Source organism: Lactobacillus sp. UBA5813, assembly GCF_002417895.1.
GTDB classification, from domain to species: domain Bacteria; phylum Bacillota; class Bacilli; order Lactobacillales; family Lactobacillaceae; genus Lactobacillus; species Lactobacillus amylolyticus.
In genome coordinates, this window is record NZ_DICZ01000044.1 from 143,905 (window position 1) to 161,379 (window position 17,475).

The window sequence follows — 17,475 nt, forward strand, 5'->3', positions numbered from 1 at the left end:
AAAGGTGTCCCATGGGAAGGAGAAGCAATGAACTCGGATTTTTCCTTGCTCGAAGCTCTCGTTCCCGATATCTTAAAAGTACTTCGACAAAGATATCTTGTTCTTGAGCAAATTTCACTAAATGCTCCAATTGGGAGAAGAAATGTCGCTCAGCATTTGGGCTTGTCAGAGCGGAATGTTCGTACCGAGACCGAGTATTTAAAAGAGCTTGGCCTAATTGAAATTAAAAGCTTTGGCATGTTTTTAACAGAGAAGGGCAAGAAGACATTAAAAGATGCAGCACCATTTATTGATCGTTTGTTCAATGCTGGTGAAAACGAAGTGAAACTTGCAAAGAGGTTGGGAATCGACCGGACGATAATAGTTCCGGGAGATGCCGATTTACAAGATCGTGTTTATCAGGAAATGGGTGAAGCATTGAGTTCAGCACTTGATTTGCTTCTTCCATTAGGGCATTCAATCATTACCGTTTTAGGTGGTCAGGTTTTAGCTAACTCGGCAAAGTATTTGTCTGCAAGTTTAGGCAATAATCGTCAGCTTGAGTTTGTGCCTGGACGAGGAGCGCTAGGCGAGAATGTTGCAACACAAAGCAACACAATCGTCCAAGAGATGGCTGCGCAAACACATGGTACTTATAAAGCTTTGTATTTGCCCGAGCAGGTTTCTGCAGCAGCTTATCGTTCATTGATTCGTGAATCATCTATTTCTGATGTGTTGCAAGATATCTCACAAAGCGATGCCGTAATTCATGGTATTGGTTTAGCCCAAGAAATGGCTAAAAGAAGAGGCTATGATTCAATCAAGCTTTCTGAATTGCGTGAGAAAAAAGCGGTCACCGAATGTTTCGGGTGTTTCTTCGATGACCGGGGTAAGATTGTCGACCGCATCACCCAGGTTGGATTGCAGTTTGAGAATCTAAAGAAAATACCTTACATATTTGCCTTTGCTTGTGGCAGCAAGAAAGCTGCTGCGATTAAAGCTTATATGCCAAATGCACCTCGTCAAACCTGGTTGATTACTGATGAGGGTGCCTCAAATATGATTTTAAAGAGGAAGTAATATTCCTGTTTAAAATAAATTGTTGTTTATAGTTCTTAAGGAGGACTTTTAGATTATGACAGTTAAAATTGGTATTAACGGTTTCGGCCGTATCGGTCGTTTAGCATTCCGTCGTATTATGGACTTAGGCGAAAAGACTAAGGACATCGAAGTTGTTGCTATCAACGACTTGACTACTCCAGCAATGTTAGCTTACTTGCTTAAGTACGACACTACTCATGGCACTTTCAACCACGAAGTTTCATCAACTGATGACTCAATCGTTGTTGATGGCAAGAAGTATCGTGTTTACGCAGAACCACAAGCACAAAACATTCCTTGGGTAAAGAACGATGGTGTTGACTTCGTACTTGAATGTACTGGTTTCTACACTAGCAAAGCTAAGTCTCAAGCACACCTTGACGCAGGTGCAAAGCGTGTATTGATCTCAGCTCCAGCCGGCAACGACTTGAAGACTATTGTTTACTCAGTAAACGAAGATACTTTAACTGCTGACGACAAGATTGTTTCAGCTGCTTCATGTACTACTAACTCACTTGCACCAATGGCTAACGCTTTGGACAAGGAATTTGGTATCGAAGTTGCTACTATGACTACTATCCACGCTTACACTGGTACACAAATGACCTTGGATGGTCCTGCACGTAGTGGTAAGGAACAAGATGCTCGTGCAGCTGCCGAAAACATTATTCCACATACTACTGGTTCAGCTAAGGCTATTGGTTTGGTATTGCCAAACTTGAACGGCAAGATGAACGGTCACGCACAACGTGTTCCAGTTCCAGATGGTTCAGAAACTGAATTGGTATCAATCTTGAAGAAGAAGGTTACTGCTGACGAAGTTAACGCAGCTATGAAGAAGTACGAAAGTCCTTCATTTGCTTACAACGCAGACCACATGGTATCAAGCGATGTAATCAACATGACTGCTGGTTCAATCTTTGACCCAACTCAAACTATGGTAACTACTGCAGGTGACAAGCAATTAGTTAAGACTGTTGCTTGGTACGACAACGAATACTCATTCACTTGCCAAATGGTTCGTACTTTGTTACACTTTGCTACTCTTTAATCATTAGTTTAATAATCGATTATAGATAAGCGGTAATTGAGAAGGCGGAGGGAGATTCTTCCTTCCGCCTTTTTTTGAAGAGAAAATAAATTAAGTTCGGAGGAATATTAATGACTAAATTAATCATTTCTGACCTTGACGTTAAAGGTAAGAAAGTTTTAATGCGTGTTGATTTCAACGTTCCAATTAAGAATGGTGTTATTGGTGATGACAACAGAATTGTTGCTGCTTTGCCAACTATTAAGTACATCATTGAACATGGTGGCAAGGCTATTCTTTTGAGTCACTTGGGCCGTGTAAAGTCTGATGCTGACAAGAAAGAATTGTCATTGAAGCCAGTTGCTAAACGCTTGAGCGAATTGCTTAAGAAGCCTGTAACTTTCGTACCTTCAAACGAAGGTAAGGAAGTTGAAGATGCTATCAACAACATGAAAGATGGCGACGTTGTTGTTCTTGAAAACACTAGATTCCAAGATATCGACAATGACTTCGGCAAACGTGAATCAGGCAACGATCCTAAGCTTGGCGAATACTGGGCAAGCCTTGGTGACATGTTTGTAAACGATGCCTTTGGTACTGCACACAGAAGCCACGCTTCAAACGTTGGTATTGCCACTGCTATGAAGAAAGATGGCAAGCCAGTTGCTGGTGGTTTCTTGATGGAAAAGGAAATCAAATTCTTGGGTAACGCTGTTGCTAACCCAGTACACCCATTCGTAACTATCTTGGGTGGTGCTAAGGTTTCAGACAAGATTGGTGTTATTACTAACTTGATTCCTAAGTCAGACCACATTTTAATCGGCGGTGGTATGGCTTACACCTTCTTAGCAGCTCAAGGCCACAAGATTGGTAAATCATTGTTTGAAAAAGACAAGGTTGACCTTGCTAAGAAGCTTTTGAAAGAAGCTGGCGACAAGATCGTTCTTCCAGTAGACAACGTTGCTGCTACTGAATTTTCTAACGATGCTTCACGTGAAGTTGTTGGTGACGATATTCCTGACAACATGATGGGTCTTGACATCGGTCCTAAGACTGTTGAAAAGTTCAAGAAAATCTTGAAGGATGCTAAGACTGTTGTTTGGAATGGACCAATGGGCGCATTCGAAATGCCAAACTTTGCTGAAGGCACTTTGGAAGTTGGTCGTGCTTTAGCTGACTTAACTGACGCTACTACTATTATCGGTGGTGGTGACTCAACTGCTGCTGCTAAGCAATTAGGTATCGCACCTAAGATTACCCACATTTCAACCGGTGGTGGTGCTTCACTTAACTACCTTGAAGGTAAGGAATTACCTGGTATTGCTTGCATCTCAGATAAGTAAGAAAGGACGATTAATTAATGCGTACACCAATTATTGCTGGTAACTGGAAACTTCACATGAACCCAGAAGAAACTACTGAATTCGTTGAAGCAGTTAAGGACAAGTTGCCAGATCCTGCAAAAGTTGAATCACTTATTTGTGCTCCAGCAGTTGACCTTGATGCTTTGAGAAAAGCAGCTAAGGGTTCAAACTTGCACATCGGTGCAGAAAACTGCTACTTCGAAGATGAAGGTGCCTTCACCGGTGAAACCTCTCCAAAGGTTTTGAAGGAAATGGGCATGGACTACGTAATTATTGGTCACTCAGAACGTCGTATCTACTTCCACGAAACTGATGAAGACATTAACAAGAAAGCTAAGGCTATTTTTGCTAATGGTTTGAAGCCAATTATTTGCTGTGGTGAATCGCTTGAAACCCGTGAAGCAAACAAGCAAGAAGAATGGGTTGTTAACCAAATCAAGGCTGCTCTTGATGGTTTAACTGCTGACCAAGTTTCTTCACTTGTTATTGCTTATGAACCAATCTGGGCTATTGGTACTGGCAAGACTGCTTCATCTGATCAAGCTGAAGAAATGTGCAAGACTATCCGTGAAACTATCAAGGACTTGTACAATGAAGAAACTGCTGAAAACATTCGTATCCAATACGGTGGTTCTGTAAATCCAGCCAACATTAAGGAATTAATGGCTAAGCCAGATATCGATGGTGGTTTAGTCGGCGGTGCTTCACTTAAGCCTGACTCATACTTAGCTTTGGTAAACTACCAAGACTAATTAAAACTGTCATAAAAAGTCTCTGCAAATGCAGAGGCTTTTTTATATCTATTAAACAACATATAAATGTTATTATTAGCGATAAGAAAGACTAATAATAAAGCAAATATTAATTCTAAAAATAACTTGCTAATTTAGATCAAAGAAGTATAATGAGGAATGAAAGCAGAACTACACATTAGTTCTACTTTCAAAAGTTCAATCTCTGCCAGTTCCTTATTACTCAAAAAATTATGGCAGATACATCTATATCTATATCACTTTCTTGTAAGGTAGTTATGACAATCAGTCATAGCTGCCTTTTCTTGCATAAAGGATACTTCTTCGTTACCCTTATTATCGTGAGGTGTAAAAACTATGATTAGAAAAGCTGAAAAATCTGATTTTACATTTGTTTTCCCGATTTTGCAACGAATTTTTGAGAAAAAGGATATGGAAAGCATTAAATAATTACCTGAATCAACTTTTTACGATTTGATGAGACTGGGTTTTATTTCAGAGCATTATCGTTATTCTTATCGTCGCATTTGGGTTGATGTCGATGAAAAGGGCGAGTAAGAGGCATGATTGACATGTATCCTTACTGTGACCAAGAAATTATTGATTTCGTTTTGAAATCAGAATATCCCAAAGTTGGATTGTCCAGCTCAACTGTCATTTTTTCTGACCAAGAGGCCTGGTCGCATGAATGGTATATTGATGCCTTAGCTACTCATCCCGACCATTGGGGTGAAGGTGTAGGCACGCGTTTATTGGATCTAGCCGAAAAAGTAGCAAAAAAGCGTGGTTATCATAAACTGAGCCTAAATGTTGACAAAGAAAACCCTCGTGCTCAAAGTTTATATGAACACAAGGGCTTTAAAGCCACTAATTCAATGACTATCGGTGATCGGACTTATGATCACATGATTAAAGAAATTTAGTTAGGCTCAGTTGAAAAACGACCGATCGGTGGGAAAGTTGGTAATCTGAGTGGCGTCACGTGCCACTGAGTAAATAAAACTGAAATTAATAAAATAAACGGAATATCTTCTGGACGTAAAATTTCACAAACCAAATCAATGCCAGAATGTCCTATAATTGTTTTGACACTTGCAACATTTTTAAGTCCTGAGCGAAATGTGTAAGTGCCTTTTTTTATGCTTCCAGTAACTAAATAATTAAGGCGGGTCACGAAGAAAAGGTTGGTTAACTGACTATTGACCTTTTTAACGCTTACCAAAGAGTGATTAACCACATCGATTGAAAAAGACTCAATTAAGCCTGCGCCATCAAAGAATAGGCGACCGATTTCCTGATTTTGAATATTGTATAAGTAAACGGTGTGGTTAGGATTGTCTAGGTTTCCGCGAACAGTGTATTGAACTTTGCCATTTGGACCGGTTACAGGAATTTGACCATAGGCTTTTTCTTGGTTTAGGTGCAATAAATACTGCATATTGGTCACCTCTATTTTTGATAAAAACTTTTAAAATCGCTGCAACGCCATTTTCATTATTCGTCTTTGTTTCTAATTGTGCCAGCTTTTTAATCGCAGGAATCGCGTTTCCCATGGCTACGCCAACGCCAGCCTCACGGATCATGCTCTCATCATTAAGATTGTCGCCAATTGCTGCAATTTCTTCGCGTTTAATAGAACGAGTTTTGGCATAATCTAATAAGGCGATGCCTTTTTGTGCCTGCTTGGCATTAATTTCAATGTTGGCAGAAGAACTGGATGAAATTGCCAAACCACCCATCTTGTTCATTTTATTGATAACATCGCTGAAGGCCTCATGACCACGTGAGTCAAAAGCAATGATCTTCATAATTTCTTCGTCTGAATGAGCAAATAATTCCTTGAAGCTAGAAACTTCAGTCATATTCATAATCGACTTGTTACCAGCTGAGATAGCTACGGCCTGTTTAAAGGTGATACCAGGGTTTAAGTCGACCATCAAATGAGCGATATTTGAGATTCGTGCATCGAGATTTTCGGTATAGACATGTTCAGCAGTTAGAATTTCAAAATAAAAATGCTCTTGATGCAGCAAATTAATAACTTGCATTGCCTTTTCATTTTCGATTGCATGCTTGATAATTAATTCACCATCTGTGTTATAAACCAAAGCTCCATTCAGATTGATAAAGCCGGTATGAATGTGTGCATCTTTGAGCAAAACCTTCGATTCTTTTGGTGCCCGTCCAGTTGCTACCAAAAATTCAATTCCACTTTTTTGAGCTTCATGAATGGCCTCAGCATTCTCCTTAGATACGATCATATCACTGTTAAAGAGAGTACCATCTAAATCACAAGCAACTAACTTAATCATAGCTTCCCTCCATAAATTTCTAGTTTCATGATACCATAAAGGTGACTAGAAAAGAGGTTGGAGCTATTAATGAAAGAGCTAATTGGCAATGATTGGGATCAGGTGCTTGATCCGGTTTTTGCAAGTGAAGAGTATCACCATCTGCATGATTTTCTGAAAGAAGAATATTCTACAAAGAAAATTTACCCGGATATGTATCACATTTTTACTGCTTTTAAGTTAACGCCTTTTTCAAAAACAAAGGTTGTCATTCTGGGGCAGGATCCTTATCACAATCCGGGACAAGCAAATGGAATGAGCTTTTCAGTCATGCCTGGGACCACTTTACCGCCATCACTAAAAAATATTTATAAAGAACTATATGATGACGTTGGAGCTCGCCCAGTCAATCATGGCTATCTTAAGAAATGGGCAGATCAAGGCGTATTGTTATTGAATGCTGTCTTAACGGTCCCTTACGGTAATGCTAATGGCCATCAGGGCAAAGGCTGGGAAAAAGTTACTGATGCAGCGATTAAAGCATTGAGTCAGCGAGGCAAGGTGGTCTTCATTTTGTGGGGCCGCTTTGCACAAAACAAGATTCCATTAATTGATCAGGATAAGAACTTTGTTATTAAGTCTGCGCATCCAAGTCCTTTTTCTGCAGATCGAGGATTTTTTGGCTCACGACCATTTTCCCGTTGTAATAATGCGTTGAAAGATTTTGGCGAAACGCCAATTGATTGGCAATTGCCAGAAACAGTTAGTCAAGATGATATAGCATAGCGCTAGAGAGGAATAAATATGAGCGTATTTGATTTATTTAAGACTAAAGTTAAAAATGCAGCTAAGAAGCCAAGATTGGTTTTTCCAGAAGGAACTGATTTAAGAGTTTTAAAGGCAGCAACTAAACTAGAAGCAGAGAAGCTGATTGAAGTTACTTTACTTGGAAGAAAGTCAGAAATTGAAAAATTGGCTTCTGATAATAATTTAGATTTAACCGGTATTAACATTATTGACCCAGACCAATATGCTGATTTTGAAAAAATGTGTCAAAAATTCATCGAGGTTCGTAAAGGCAAGAACACGCTTGATGATGCACATAAGATGCTTAAAGCAGGTAGCTACTTTGGTACCATGCTAGTTAAAATGGACCTGGCAGATGGAATGGTTTCTGGTGCAGCACATTCAACTGCAGATACGGTTCGTCCAGCTTTGCAAATTGTTAAAACAGCTCCAGGCATGCACCGCGTATCTGGTGTGATGATTATGGAACGTGATGATGAACGCTATATCTTTGCTGATTGTGCGATGAACATTGATCCTGATAGTGATACTTTAGCTGAAATTGGTTATGAAGCAGCTAAAATTGCCAAGATGGCCGAAATTGATCCAAAGGTTGCCTTTTTAAGCTTCTCAAGCAAGGGTTCAGCTAAAGGCGATATGGTTACCAAAGTGCAAGATGCTGTTGCTAAATTTAAAGAAGCACATCCAGATATTCCAGCTGATGGTGAATTGCAATTTGATGCTGCTTTTGTTCCAAGCGTTGGTGAAAGAAAAGCACCTGGTTCAAAAGTTGCTGGTCATGCTAATGTCTTTGTTTTTCCAGAACTTCAATCAGGCAATATCGGTTACAAGATTGCGCAAAGATTAGGCAAATTCACTGCAGTTGGTCCAATTCTTGAAGGTTTGGCTGCTCCAATCAATGATTTGTCACGTGGTGCAAGCAGCGAAGATGTTTATTACATGGGGATTTTGACCGCCGCTCAAACTTTGGCAAAGGATGAATAGAATGAAACTTGAAGTCAATTCAACTGATGATATGCAGCGCTTAGGTGCAGCTCTGGCTAATAATGCTCAAGCACATGATTTGCTTCTTCTAAATGGAGATTTAGGAGCAGGAAAAACAACGATGACGCAAGGCTTAGGTCGAGCACTGGGAGTTAGAAGACCGGTTAAAAGCCCCACCTTCACAATTGTGCGTGAGTACCGTGAAGCCAAATTGCCCTTATTTCATATGGATTTTTATCGTTTGGAAAGCGATGACTTGTCATCAATTGATCTTAATGGTTATTTAGCTGAGCCAGGATTAGTAGTAATTGAGTGGCCCCAATTAATCATGAAGGATTTGCCAGATGAATATTTGCAATTAATTATTACCCGGGTCGATAATAGTTGGAATTCAACCAAACGAGTTGTCGACTTCCAGCCTCATGGCAAGCGCAATGAAGAATGGGTTAAGGCAGTGCTAGCAGAATATAATCGTTAACAAAAAAGATAGGATCCTAAATCCCATCTTTTTTATATCTGATAAACTAAATTTTTAATTGGCTCATCACCAAATTCTTTATCCTGATTGATCAAGATTTCGGCACAGGCCTCACTGTCGCTTAATGCATTATGATGATGCCAGAGATTAACATTTAAAGCTTCCGAAACCGTATCAAGCTTATGGTCTGGTAAATCTGGTTCGAGCAGTTTGCTGGTCGCCAAAGTATCGATCACCAAATAGTGCGGTTCGCTAATACTATAGCGGGCAAGAGATTGACGCATAACGTTTGTATCAAAGCGTGCGTTATGGGCCGCTACTAACATCCCCGGTTGATATAAATCTTTTATTTTGGGCCATACCTCTGCCATCGTCGGTGCATCTCGCACATCATCTGCAGTAATTTGATGGACCTCAATGTTGCGGCCGTCGAAGGGCATTTGCGGATTAATAACGGTGTAAAAACGATCGACGATCTCATTATTTCTGACCATAACTAAGGCTAGAGAGCAGGCACTTTCTGGATAATGATTCGCGGTTTCAAAGTCCATTGCAATAAAATTCATCTTTTTTCTCCTTTAAAAAGAGTATATCATATGGTGAAGCTAATGCCGGAATGCGGTAAAATATTAGCAGAACAATAGAGAGAGGAGCACTATTAGTGAAACTGCTTGATTTGAAAAAAGAAGGAATTAACCTGCAGGAGAAGATTCCACTTAGTCGGTATACTTTTACCAAAACCGGTGGGGATGCGGAGTATTTAGCTTTTCCCAAAAATTTAGATGAACTTAAGCGTCTGGTAAAAGCAGCCAAGGATGAAAACATAGCCCTGACAATTATTGGCAATGCATCTAATTTAATTATTCGCGATGGCGGAATTACTGGTTTGGTCATCATTTTAACTGCAATGAATGAGATTAGCGTCGATGGTAACATTGTTACAGCTTATGCAGGGGCAAAAATCATTGATACGGCTTTTACAGCTGCTAATCACGGCTTGAGCGGAATGGAATTTGCAGCTGGAATTCCCGGTAGCATTGGTGGTGCAATTTTCATGAATGCTGGTGCTTATGGTGGTGAAACGCAAGAAGTAGTTGACCAAGTAACAGTTTTGACCCGTGGTGGCGAACTGAAGACCTATTCTAATTCAGAGATGAATTTTTCATATCGTCATTCCAAGGTTCAAGATACAGGCGATATTGTGGTCAAGGCCAGTTTTAAACTTAAAAAGGGCAATAAGAGTCAAATCCTTGATGAAATGCATTATTTGAATGCCTTGCGCCGCTTCAAGCAACCACTTGAATATCCATCTTGCGGCAGCGTCTTCAAACGTCCAAAGGGACATTTTGTAGGACCAATGATTATTGAAGCTGGGCTGCAGGGCAAGCAGATTGGTGGCGCGCAGGATTCAACGAAACATGCTGGTTTCATTGTTAATAAAGGTGGCGCTACAGCAACCGATTATCTTGATTTAATTCATTTGATTCAAAAAGTAATCAAAGAAAAATATAATATCGATCTTCATACTGAGGTAAGAATTATCGGAAATAAATAAAAAATGCAGCTACAGGCTGAAAAAGCTTGTGGCTCTTTTTTAGGTGAGAATAATGAACATAATTGAACTTAAGCATGTAAACAAACGCTATGATGATGGCTTTGTGGCTTTAAAAGATATCAATCTTAAAATTGAATCAGGAAAATTTTATTCGCTGTTGGGTCCTAGTGGTTCAGGAAAATCAACAATTTTGAGAATTATTGCTGGTTTTAGTCAGCCGACTGAAGGAAGGGTCTTTTTTGCAGGCAAAGATATTACAGATCTTGATCCAGCTAAGAGACAAATTAATACCGTTTTTCAAAATTATGCGCTTTTTTCACATTTAAATGTTTTTGATAATGTTGCATTTGGACTGAAAATTAAAAAAAGGCCATTGCGCGAAATCAAACCAATTGTCAAAGATGCTTTAAAAATGGTGCGTCTTGAAGGTTACGCCAATCGTGAAATATCTGAACTAAGCGGCGGTCAGCAGCAAAGAGTGGCAATTGCTCGAGCTATTGTGAATGAGCCCAAGGTTTTGCTACTTGATGAATCTTTGTCAGCTCTTGATAAAAGACTTCGTAAGGAAATGCAATTTGAACTGCGTGCTATTCAAAAGAAATTAGGAATTACATTTATTTTTGTTACTCATGATCAGGAAGAAGCCTTATCAATGAGCGACGAGATTTTTGTTCTGAATAATGGTCGCATTGAGCAAAATGGTTCGCCAATCGATATTTATGATGAACCGATCAATGATTTTGTCGCTCGTTTCATCGGCAATTCCAATATCTTGCCTGGCCGTATGATTAAAGATTATGAAGTTGAGTTTGCCAACCAACGCTTTAAATGTGCTGATGCGGGGATGAAGGCCAATGAAAAAGTAGAAATAGTTATTCGTCCAGAGGATTTGGATATCACTAGTCCGGAGAAGGGAAAACTGGTAGTGACGGCTCAAACCCAGCTTTTCCTGGGTGATCACTTCGAGATTAAGGCAGTAGATGCAGATGAAAATGAATGGCTCATTCATTCAACCAATGGCTGCAAGCTTAATCAGCGCATTGGCCTCTATTTTGATCCAGAAGATATTCACGTTATGCGTTTGCATGAGAGTCAAAAAGATTTCAACGCTCGATTAGAGAGCTATGAAGATGAGGAGCACGACAATGACTGATAAAAAGACACGCACGTTGTTTATGGTGCCGTATTTGCTCTGGATTATCTTGTTCGTGATTTTGCCAATGCTGCTCATTTTGTGGTATTCGCTGACTGATAGCAGTCACCACTTTACCTTAAACAATTTTGTCCAGTTCTTTCGCAACGGTATTTTTTTAAGAATGATGCTCAATTCATTTTGGTATGCGTTTTTAATCACTTTAGTGACTTTACTTATTTCATATCCGGCTGCTTATTTTTTAACCAGGGTTAAAAACAGCCAAATCTGGCTGCTGCTAATTATCCTGCCTACCTGGATCAACTTGCTTTTAAAGGCATATGCTTTTATTGGAATTTTCAGCAATGGTGGTTTGTTTAATCAATTTCTGCATTTATTTGGTATTGGGCCAGTAAACTTTTTGTTTACAGATTTTGCTTTTATTTTTGTAGCTACCTATATTGAAATTCCGTTCATGATTCTGCCAATCTATAGTGCGATCAAAGATATCAACCCGGCTGTTGTTCAAGCCTCTGAAGATTTAGGAGCAAGCAGATGGCAAACGTTCAAATATATTTTGTGGCCTTTGTCATGGCCTGGCGTTGAAAGTGGTATTCAAGCAATTTTTATTCCATCTCTTTCACTCTTTATGCTGACAAGATTAATCGGCGGAAATCGCGTGATTACGTTAGGGACCGCAATTGAAGAGTATTTTATGACTACTATGAATTGGAATATGGGTGCAACTATTGGAGTAATATTAATTTTCTTAATGGTTGTAGTAATGCTTATTACGGGTAGAAAAAGACGGAGAAAGAAGGTAAATTTATGAAAAGCAAACGCTTTGCGGCCAAGTTTTATCTGATTTTTGTACTGGTTGTTTTATATGTGCCTATTTTTTATTTAATTTACTTTTCTTTTTCCAGTGGTCGAAATATGAACAAGTTTGAACATTTCACGTGGATGCACTACCAAACTTTGTTTCAGGATAACCGTCTGCTAGCTATTTTTTTGGAAACAATTTTGTTGGCTTTGTTGTCTAGTTTGATTGCTACGATTGTTGGCACGCTAGGAGCAATTGCAATTGCCGGTTTGCAGAAAAAATGGCAGCAGAAGACTTTGCTGGCTTTAAACAATGTCTTGATAGTTTCGCCAGATGTAATCATTGGTGCCAGTTTTTTGATTTTCTTTACCGCCTTGGGAATAGGATTAAATTTCGGTTCAGTTTTACTCAGTCATATTGCCTTCTCGATTCCGATCGTAGTTTTAATGGTTTTGCCGCGACTGAAAGAACTAGATTACTCACTAATCGATGCTGCTCGAGATTTAGGTGCAAACAACTACCAAGTTTTCAGCAATGTCATGATTCCGGCATTGATGCCAGGAATTTTTGCGGGGATGTTCATGGCTCTAACTTATTCGCTGGATGATTTTGGGGTGACATTCTTTGTTACGGGCAACGGTTTTTCAACCCTATCTGTTGAAATTTATTCGCGGGCTCGTCAAGGAATAGATTTGGAAATAAACGCGTTAAGCACGGTAATGTTTTTGTTTGTTTTGCTTTTGGTAGGAATTTATTACTTCATCACTACTAGAAAAGGTCGCAAAGGACGCAAAATGGTGGGAGGACTGATTAAATGAAGAAGATTATTTGGTCAATCATCTGTGTTCTGCTGGCTTGTGCAGGCTTAGGCTATTTATCTTATCGTCTTCAAAAGCCAAGCGTTGAAACGAAAAAACAAAATCTGATCATTTATAATTGGGGTGATTACCTTGATCCCAATCTGATTACGAAATTTGAAAAACAGACGGGTTATCATATTGTCTATGAGACTTTTGATTCAAATGAAGCAATGTATACTAAGATCAAGCAAGGCGGAACTGCTTATGATATTACTGTTCCTTCGGATTATATGGTTTCGAAGATGAAGAAAGCCCATCTGCTGGACAAAATCGACCGCGATAAGATTCCTAATCTTAAATATATTGGTACTAGTTTTTTAAAGAAATCATTTGATCCCAATAATGATTATTCAATTCCGTATTTCTGGGGGACGCTTGGGATTGTTTATAATGATAAATACATCAAGAAGGGGTCAATTACTTCTTGGAACGATCTTTGGCGCAAAAAATACCGTCGGCAGATATTGCTCGTTGATTCGGCCAGAGACGCAATGGGGCTTTCATTAGCCTCAATGGGTTATTCAATGAACAGCACGAATAATCTGAAATTAAAGCTGGCCCAGACTAAGCTGAATGGGTTAGGAAATAACATCAAGGCAATTATTTCTGATGAAATGAAAATGTATATGATTCAAAATGAAGCAGCGATTGGGGTAACCTGGTCAGGCGAAGCTCATGAAATGATGGAGAGCAATTCGCACTTGCACTATGTTATTCCTAAACCAGCATCCAACCTTTGGTTTGACAATCTGGTTATTCCCCAAACGGCTAAAAACAAGAAGGCCGCCTATGAATTTATTAATTTCATGCTTGAACCCGAAAACGCTGCTCAAAATGCTAAATACATTGATTATGCAACGCCAAACACTGCGGCGCAAAAATTATTGCCAAAAAAGACAAGAAACGACCGTCAATTTTATCCTTCTGCTAAAACCTTAAGTCATTTGCAAGTCTATCAAGATTTAGGTAGCAAAGTAACACAGGAATATAATGATTTATTCCTGGAATTTAAAATGTATGCACGCTAATTTTAGTTATAATTAAAAGTGTGAAAAGAAAGGAGTAGCAATGAACAATTTCAACATAGCTGATCTATGGACTTGGAATAATTTCTCAATTGCCCTGGATGTGCTAATCATCTGGTATCTTGTATACCGCTTAATTATGCTGATTAGAGGTACCAAAGCGGTTCAATTAGCCAAAGGGATTGTGTTAATCTTTATTATCAGAATCATCGCTGGCTTTTTAAACTTGCATGCTCTGACCTATATTGTTGATCAGATTGTATCTTGGGCAGTTGTTGGAATTATTGTTATTTTCCAGCCCGAAATTCGGCGTGGTCTTGAAAATTTAGGCCGTATGCCGATATTCAATGGCAGAGAAAATAGTGCTCATGATCGGTCCGTACGTTTAGTACAAGAACTAGATAAAGCCATTCAATACATGTCTAAAAGAAGAATTGGTGCATTGATTACGATTCAACAAGAGACCGGTCTTGAGGACTATATTGAAACGGGAATTAAGTTGGATGCCGACATAACGGGCGAATTGTTAATCAACATCTTTATTCCAAATACTCCGCTTCATGATGGTGCCGTAATTATCAACAATAATCGAATTGCTGTTGCTGCTGCTTATCTGCCTTTGTCAGACAGCAACATGATTCCTAAACGTTTGGGTACCCGTCACCGTGCCGCCGTCGGAATTTCTGAAGTAACGGATGCTATTACAATCGTTGTTTCTGAAGAGACCGGTGGAGTAACGATTACAAGAAATGGTCGTTTCCTTTTAGATTTAACCAGAGACGAATATCTGAAATATTTGAATGCTGAATTAGTGCCAAAAGAAGAAAAAAAGCGCAAATGGTATCAAAAACTTTTGGATAAAATTTGGAAATGGGGTGCCGATCGATGAAGAATTTTTGGAATAAACCATGGTCTATTCGCATTGTTTCTTTATTGCTGGCTGTATTAATCGTTATTTATATTGATTCCACCCAAACTGGTTTTTTAACTCAGGGCGAAAGCAGCAAAACAAGACAGTCGGCAACCGAGACGCAAACGATCAAAGTTCCATTGCAGGTATTAGTTGATACTGATAAGTATTACGTTGTGGGCTATCCCGAAAAAGTTAAAGTTACTCTTGAAGGTTCAAATGCTTTGGTGACTTCAACCGTTAATACGCAAAATTTCCGTGCGTACATTGATTTAACCAAGAAAAAAGTTGGTGTACATACTGTTAAGGTTCAAATCACTGGCTTGAATAAGCAGCTGTCGTATTCGATTAATCCCAAAACTATAAAAGTTAATATTCAAAGGCGAAAATCTACCACCATGCCAGTGCAAATAGAGTATAATAAAAATGCTGTGGCCGCCGGTTATCATGTTGGCAAGACGAGTGTCAGTCCAAGTCAAGTCGAAGTAACCGGTGCTAAAGGAGAGGTAAATCAGATTGACCGGATAGTTGCCAAGGTTACTTTGCCGAATAATATTAATCACAATTATGAGCGGCAGGTAATGCTAGTTGCTGAAGATAAAAAGGGTCGCCAATTGAATGTCATCATTCAGCCAGCCACTGCGCGGGTCTCGATCCCAATTTCGATTGCTAAGAAAACCGTTAAGTTGAGTCTGAGTTCAAAGAATGAAGAAAGCAATCGGGTATATTCAGTTACTGCTAAGCAAAACAACATTGTTTTGTACGGAAATGAATCTGTCTTGAAGAAGTTGAGTAAAATCAAATTAATTGTCAATTTGAAAAATATTACTTCTTCAACCAGCAAAACATATCAGATAAAATTACCGAAAGGTGTAGTTAGAGCAGAGCCAAGTTCTGTTCAAATTCAAATAAAAGTTAAAGAGACAAGTAGTTCAAAGCAAAATTAAAATACTTGGGAGAGGTTGTTTTTTAAATGTTGAAATATTTTGGAACAGATGGTGTACGTGGTGTTGCTAATCAAGGCTTAACTCCAGAAATGGCTTTTAAGCTTGGCCGTGATGGTGGCTATGTTTTGACTAAAGAAAAAGAAGATGGCAAGCAAGCTCGCGTTCTTGTTTCTCGTGATACACGTATTTCTGGTCAAATGCTTGAATACGCACTGATTTCTGGTTTGCTTTCTGTCGGAATTGAAGTTTTGGAAGTTGGTGTCATTACTACCCCAGGACTTTCTTACTTGGTTCGTGCACAAGGTGCAGATGCAGGTGTTCAAATTTCTGCTTCACATAACCCAGTAGAAGACAACGGGATTAAGTTCTTTGGTAGCGATGGTTTAAAGCTTTCAGATACAATGGAAGAAGATATCGAGAAATTAATCGATGCTAAGGAAGATACTTTACCTCGTCCATCTGCTAAAGGCTTAGGGACTGTTACTGATTTCCACGAAGGCAGCAGCAAGTACTTACAATTTATTGAAAATACTATTCCTGAAGACTTGGGTGGTATCAAAGTTGTAATCGACGGTGCCAACGGTGCTTCAAGTGCTTTGATTTCTAGATTGTTTGCTGATTGTGGCGTTGATTTTACTACCATTGCTACTCATCCAGATGGGTTAAACATCAATGATCATGTTGGTGCAACCCATACTGAAAAGCTTCAAAAAGAAGTCGTTAAACAAGGTGCACAACTTGGTTTAGCCTTTGATGGTGATGCCGACCGTTGTATTGCTGTTGATGAAAATGGTAATGAAGTTGACGGTGACCACATTATGTACGTAATCGGTACCTACTTAGCTGAACATGGACGTTTAAAGAAGGATACCATTGTTACTACTGTTATGAGTAACTTAGGCTTTACCAAGGCTCTTGAAAGAAAAGGCTTGAAGAATGTCCGTACTCAAGTTGGTGACCGCTATGTTTCAGAAAAAATGCGTGCCCATGGTTATAACCTTGGTGGTGAACAATCAGGTCACGTTATTATGAGCGATTATCATAATACTGGTGATGGTATGTTAACTGGTCTTCATTTAATGTTAGTCATGAAGAAGACAGGCAAGTCACTTTCCGAATTGTTAACTGACTTTAAAGAATATCCACAACAATTGATCAATGTTCCAGTGAAGGATAAGAAGACTTGGAAGGAACACCAACCAATTTTGGATGCAATCGCTGATGTAGAAAAGAACTTGAATGGCGAAGGCAGAATTTTTGTAAGACCTTCAGGTACTCAAGCTTTGCTTAGAGTAATGACTGAAGCTCCAACTCAAGAATTAGCTGATAAGTATTGTCAACAAGTTGCTGACGTGGTTAAGAGCGAAATGGGTGCTTAACCAGTTGAGTGACAACAAGAAGAGAAACCTAGAGAAATCCAATGTCATTAAGTTAAGA

At 39.2% G+C, this 17,475-nt stretch carries 18 protein-coding genes and 1 pseudogene; 16 read left to right on the forward strand and 3 right to left on the reverse strand.

The window, feature by feature from the left end:
- Window positions 1-27: 27 nt before the first annotated feature.
- The 5 genes and pseudogenes from B2008_RS08130 to B2008_RS08150 all read left to right on the forward strand — a co-directional run bounded on the left by B2008_RS08130 (window position 28) and on the right by B2008_RS08150 (window position 5,149).
- The gene (locus B2008_RS08130) at window positions 28-1,059 is read left to right on the forward strand and encodes a sugar-binding transcriptional regulator (RefSeq protein ID WP_281829819.1); all 1,032 of its coding nucleotides are present in this window, start codon (window positions 28-30) and stop codon (window positions 1,057-1,059) included.
- A 55-nt stretch (window positions 1,060-1,114) separates the two neighbouring features.
- Window positions 1,115-2,131 (forward strand): type I glyceraldehyde-3-phosphate dehydrogenase, encoded by a 1,017-nt coding sequence (gene gap / locus B2008_RS08135; RefSeq protein WP_006352183.1) that lies wholly within the window; start codon window positions 1,115-1,117, stop codon window positions 2,129-2,131.
- A 110-nt stretch (window positions 2,132-2,241) separates the two neighbouring features.
- A complete protein-coding gene (locus B2008_RS08140; protein WP_281829818.1) occupies window positions 2,242-3,453 on the forward strand; it encodes a phosphoglycerate kinase in 1,212 nt (403 codons plus the stop codon).
- 17 nt (window positions 3,454-3,470) lie between these two features.
- On the forward strand, window positions 3,471-4,226 hold the full coding sequence (tpiA, locus tag B2008_RS08145; RefSeq protein ID WP_281829817.1) for a triose-phosphate isomerase: 756 nt from the start codon (window positions 3,471-3,473) through the stop codon (window positions 4,224-4,226).
- A gap of 357 nt (window positions 4,227-4,583) precedes the next feature.
- Window positions 4,584-5,149: pseudogene (locus B2008_RS08150) on the forward strand (GNAT family N-acetyltransferase).
- On the opposite strand, the gene B2008_RS08155 reads toward B2008_RS08150, so the two are convergent.
- Together B2008_RS08155 and B2008_RS08160 are read right to left on the reverse strand one after the other, a co-directional pair.
- Entirely contained in the window at window positions 5,146-5,664 is a 519-nt protein-coding gene (locus tag B2008_RS08155; protein WP_281829816.1) for a hypothetical protein, read from the reverse strand. The pseudogene B2008_RS08150 and the gene B2008_RS08155 sit on opposite strands and share 4 nt — an antisense overlap.
- A complete protein-coding gene (locus tag B2008_RS08160) occupies window positions 5,555-6,538 on the reverse strand; it encodes a Cof-type HAD-IIB family hydrolase (RefSeq protein ID WP_281829815.1) in 984 nt (327 codons plus the stop codon). Before B2008_RS08160 ends, B2008_RS08155 begins: the two co-directional genes overlap by 110 nt.
- Window positions 6,539-6,607: 69 nt before the next feature.
- Between B2008_RS08160 and B2008_RS08165 the strand changes: the two genes are divergently transcribed.
- Genes B2008_RS08165 through tsaE form a run of 3 tightly spaced genes read left to right on the forward strand, consistent with a single transcriptional unit; the run spans window position 6,608 to window position 8,786 of the window.
- Window positions 6,608-7,303: a uracil-DNA glycosylase gene (locus B2008_RS08165; RefSeq protein WP_281829814.1), complete on the forward strand. Its 696-nt coding sequence runs from the start codon at window positions 6,608-6,610 to the stop codon at window positions 7,301-7,303.
- Between the two features lie 18 nt (window positions 7,304-7,321).
- Complete coding sequence (pta, locus tag B2008_RS08170) at window positions 7,322-8,308, forward strand: phosphate acetyltransferase (RefSeq protein ID WP_281829813.1); 987 nt, start codon at window positions 7,322-7,324, stop codon at window positions 8,306-8,308.
- A 1-nt stretch (window position 8,309) separates the two neighbouring features.
- On the forward strand, window positions 8,310-8,786 hold the full coding sequence (gene tsaE / locus B2008_RS08175) for a tRNA (adenosine(37)-N6)-threonylcarbamoyltransferase complex ATPase subunit type 1 TsaE (RefSeq protein ID WP_281829812.1): 477 nt from the start codon (window positions 8,310-8,312) through the stop codon (window positions 8,784-8,786).
- A gap of 32 nt (window positions 8,787-8,818) precedes the next feature.
- Here the strand turns inward: tsaE and B2008_RS08180 are convergent, their stop codons facing one another.
- Window positions 8,819-9,352 carry a 3'-5' exonuclease gene (locus B2008_RS08180; RefSeq protein WP_281829811.1) on the reverse strand — a complete coding sequence of 178 codons (534 nt, stop codon included), beginning with the start codon at window positions 9,350-9,352 and terminating at the stop codon, window positions 8,819-8,821.
- Between the two features lie 95 nt (window positions 9,353-9,447).
- On the opposite strand from B2008_RS08180, the gene murB reads away from it, so the two are divergent.
- The 8 genes from murB to glmM are packed head-to-tail and all read left to right on the forward strand — an operon-like array spanning window position 9,448 to window position 17,417.
- Entirely contained in the window at window positions 9,448-10,341 is an 894-nt protein-coding gene (murB, locus tag B2008_RS08185) for a UDP-N-acetylmuramate dehydrogenase (RefSeq protein WP_281829810.1), read from the forward strand.
- Window positions 10,342-10,393: 52 nt separating this feature from the next.
- Window positions 10,394-11,494, forward strand: a complete 1,101-nt coding sequence (locus tag B2008_RS08190) for an ABC transporter ATP-binding protein (RefSeq protein WP_006352172.1) — start codon at window positions 10,394-10,396, stop codon at window positions 11,492-11,494.
- Window positions 11,487-12,305, forward strand: a complete 819-nt coding sequence (locus tag B2008_RS08195; protein ID WP_281829809.1) for an ABC transporter permease — start codon at window positions 11,487-11,489, stop codon at window positions 12,303-12,305. Before B2008_RS08190 ends, B2008_RS08195 begins: the two co-directional genes overlap by 8 nt.
- Window positions 12,302-13,114 carry an ABC transporter permease gene (locus B2008_RS08200; protein ID WP_281829808.1) on the forward strand — a complete coding sequence of 271 codons (813 nt, stop codon included), beginning with the start codon at window positions 12,302-12,304 and terminating at the stop codon, window positions 13,112-13,114. The genes B2008_RS08195 and B2008_RS08200 overlap by 4 nt, the downstream gene beginning before the upstream one ends.
- Window positions 13,111-14,184, forward strand: a complete 1,074-nt coding sequence (locus tag B2008_RS08205; RefSeq protein ID WP_281829807.1) for an ABC transporter substrate-binding protein — start codon at window positions 13,111-13,113, stop codon at window positions 14,182-14,184. Before B2008_RS08200 ends, B2008_RS08205 begins: the two co-directional genes overlap by 4 nt.
- A gap of 40 nt (window positions 14,185-14,224) precedes the next feature.
- Window positions 14,225-15,070, forward strand: coding sequence for a diadenylate cyclase CdaA (gene cdaA, locus B2008_RS08210; RefSeq protein ID WP_281829806.1), 846 nt, complete (start codon window positions 14,225-14,227; stop codon window positions 15,068-15,070).
- A complete protein-coding gene (locus B2008_RS08215; protein WP_281829805.1) occupies window positions 15,067-16,038 on the forward strand; it encodes a CdaR family protein in 972 nt (323 codons plus the stop codon). The genes cdaA and B2008_RS08215 overlap by 4 nt, the downstream gene beginning before the upstream one ends.
- A 26-nt stretch (window positions 16,039-16,064) precedes the next feature.
- A complete protein-coding gene (gene glmM, locus B2008_RS08220) occupies window positions 16,065-17,417 on the forward strand; it encodes a phosphoglucosamine mutase (protein WP_281829804.1) in 1,353 nt (450 codons plus the stop codon).
- The last annotated feature ends 58 nt before the right edge of the window (window positions 17,418-17,475 follow it).

Excerpts from the sequence above, each read along its gene's own strand:
- B2008_RS08130 (WP_281829819.1), top strand. The coding sequence starts at position 28 with ATGAACTCGGATTTTTCCTTGCTCGAAGCTCTCGTTCCCGATATCTTA.
- gap (WP_006352183.1), top strand. The coding sequence starts at position 1,115 with ATGACAGTTAAAATTGGTATTAACGGTTTCGGCCGTATCGGTCGTTTA.
- B2008_RS08140 (WP_281829818.1), top strand. The coding sequence starts at position 2,242 with ATGACTAAATTAATCATTTCTGACCTTGACGTTAAAGGTAAGAAAGTT.
- tpiA (WP_281829817.1), top strand. The coding sequence starts at position 3,471 with ATGCGTACACCAATTATTGCTGGTAACTGGAAACTTCACATGAACCCA.
- B2008_RS08155 (WP_281829816.1), bottom strand. The coding sequence starts at position 5,664 with ATGCAGTATTTATTGCACCTAAACCAAGAAAAAGCCTATGGTCAAATT.
- B2008_RS08160 (WP_281829815.1), bottom strand. The coding sequence starts at position 6,538 with ATGATTAAGTTAGTTGCTTGTGATTTAGATGGTACTCTCTTTAACAGT.
- B2008_RS08165 (WP_281829814.1), top strand. The coding sequence starts at position 6,608 with ATGAAAGAGCTAATTGGCAATGATTGGGATCAGGTGCTTGATCCGGTT.
- pta (WP_281829813.1), top strand. The coding sequence starts at position 7,322 with ATGAGCGTATTTGATTTATTTAAGACTAAAGTTAAAAATGCAGCTAAG.
- tsaE (WP_281829812.1), top strand. The coding sequence starts at position 8,310 with ATGAAACTTGAAGTCAATTCAACTGATGATATGCAGCGCTTAGGTGCA.
- B2008_RS08180 (WP_281829811.1), bottom strand. The coding sequence starts at position 9,352 with ATGAATTTTATTGCAATGGACTTTGAAACCGCGAATCATTATCCAGAA.
- B2008_RS08190 (WP_006352172.1), top strand. The coding sequence starts at position 10,394 with ATGAACATAATTGAACTTAAGCATGTAAACAAACGCTATGATGATGGC.
- B2008_RS08195 (WP_281829809.1), top strand. The coding sequence starts at position 11,487 with ATGACTGATAAAAAGACACGCACGTTGTTTATGGTGCCGTATTTGCTC.
- B2008_RS08200 (WP_281829808.1), top strand. The coding sequence starts at position 12,302 with ATGAAAAGCAAACGCTTTGCGGCCAAGTTTTATCTGATTTTTGTACTG.
- B2008_RS08205 (WP_281829807.1), top strand. The coding sequence starts at position 13,111 with ATGAAGAAGATTATTTGGTCAATCATCTGTGTTCTGCTGGCTTGTGCA.
- cdaA (WP_281829806.1), top strand. The coding sequence starts at position 14,225 with ATGAACAATTTCAACATAGCTGATCTATGGACTTGGAATAATTTCTCA.
- B2008_RS08215 (WP_281829805.1), top strand. The coding sequence starts at position 15,067 with ATGAAGAATTTTTGGAATAAACCATGGTCTATTCGCATTGTTTCTTTA.
- glmM (WP_281829804.1), top strand. The coding sequence starts at position 16,065 with ATGTTGAAATATTTTGGAACAGATGGTGTACGTGGTGTTGCTAATCAA.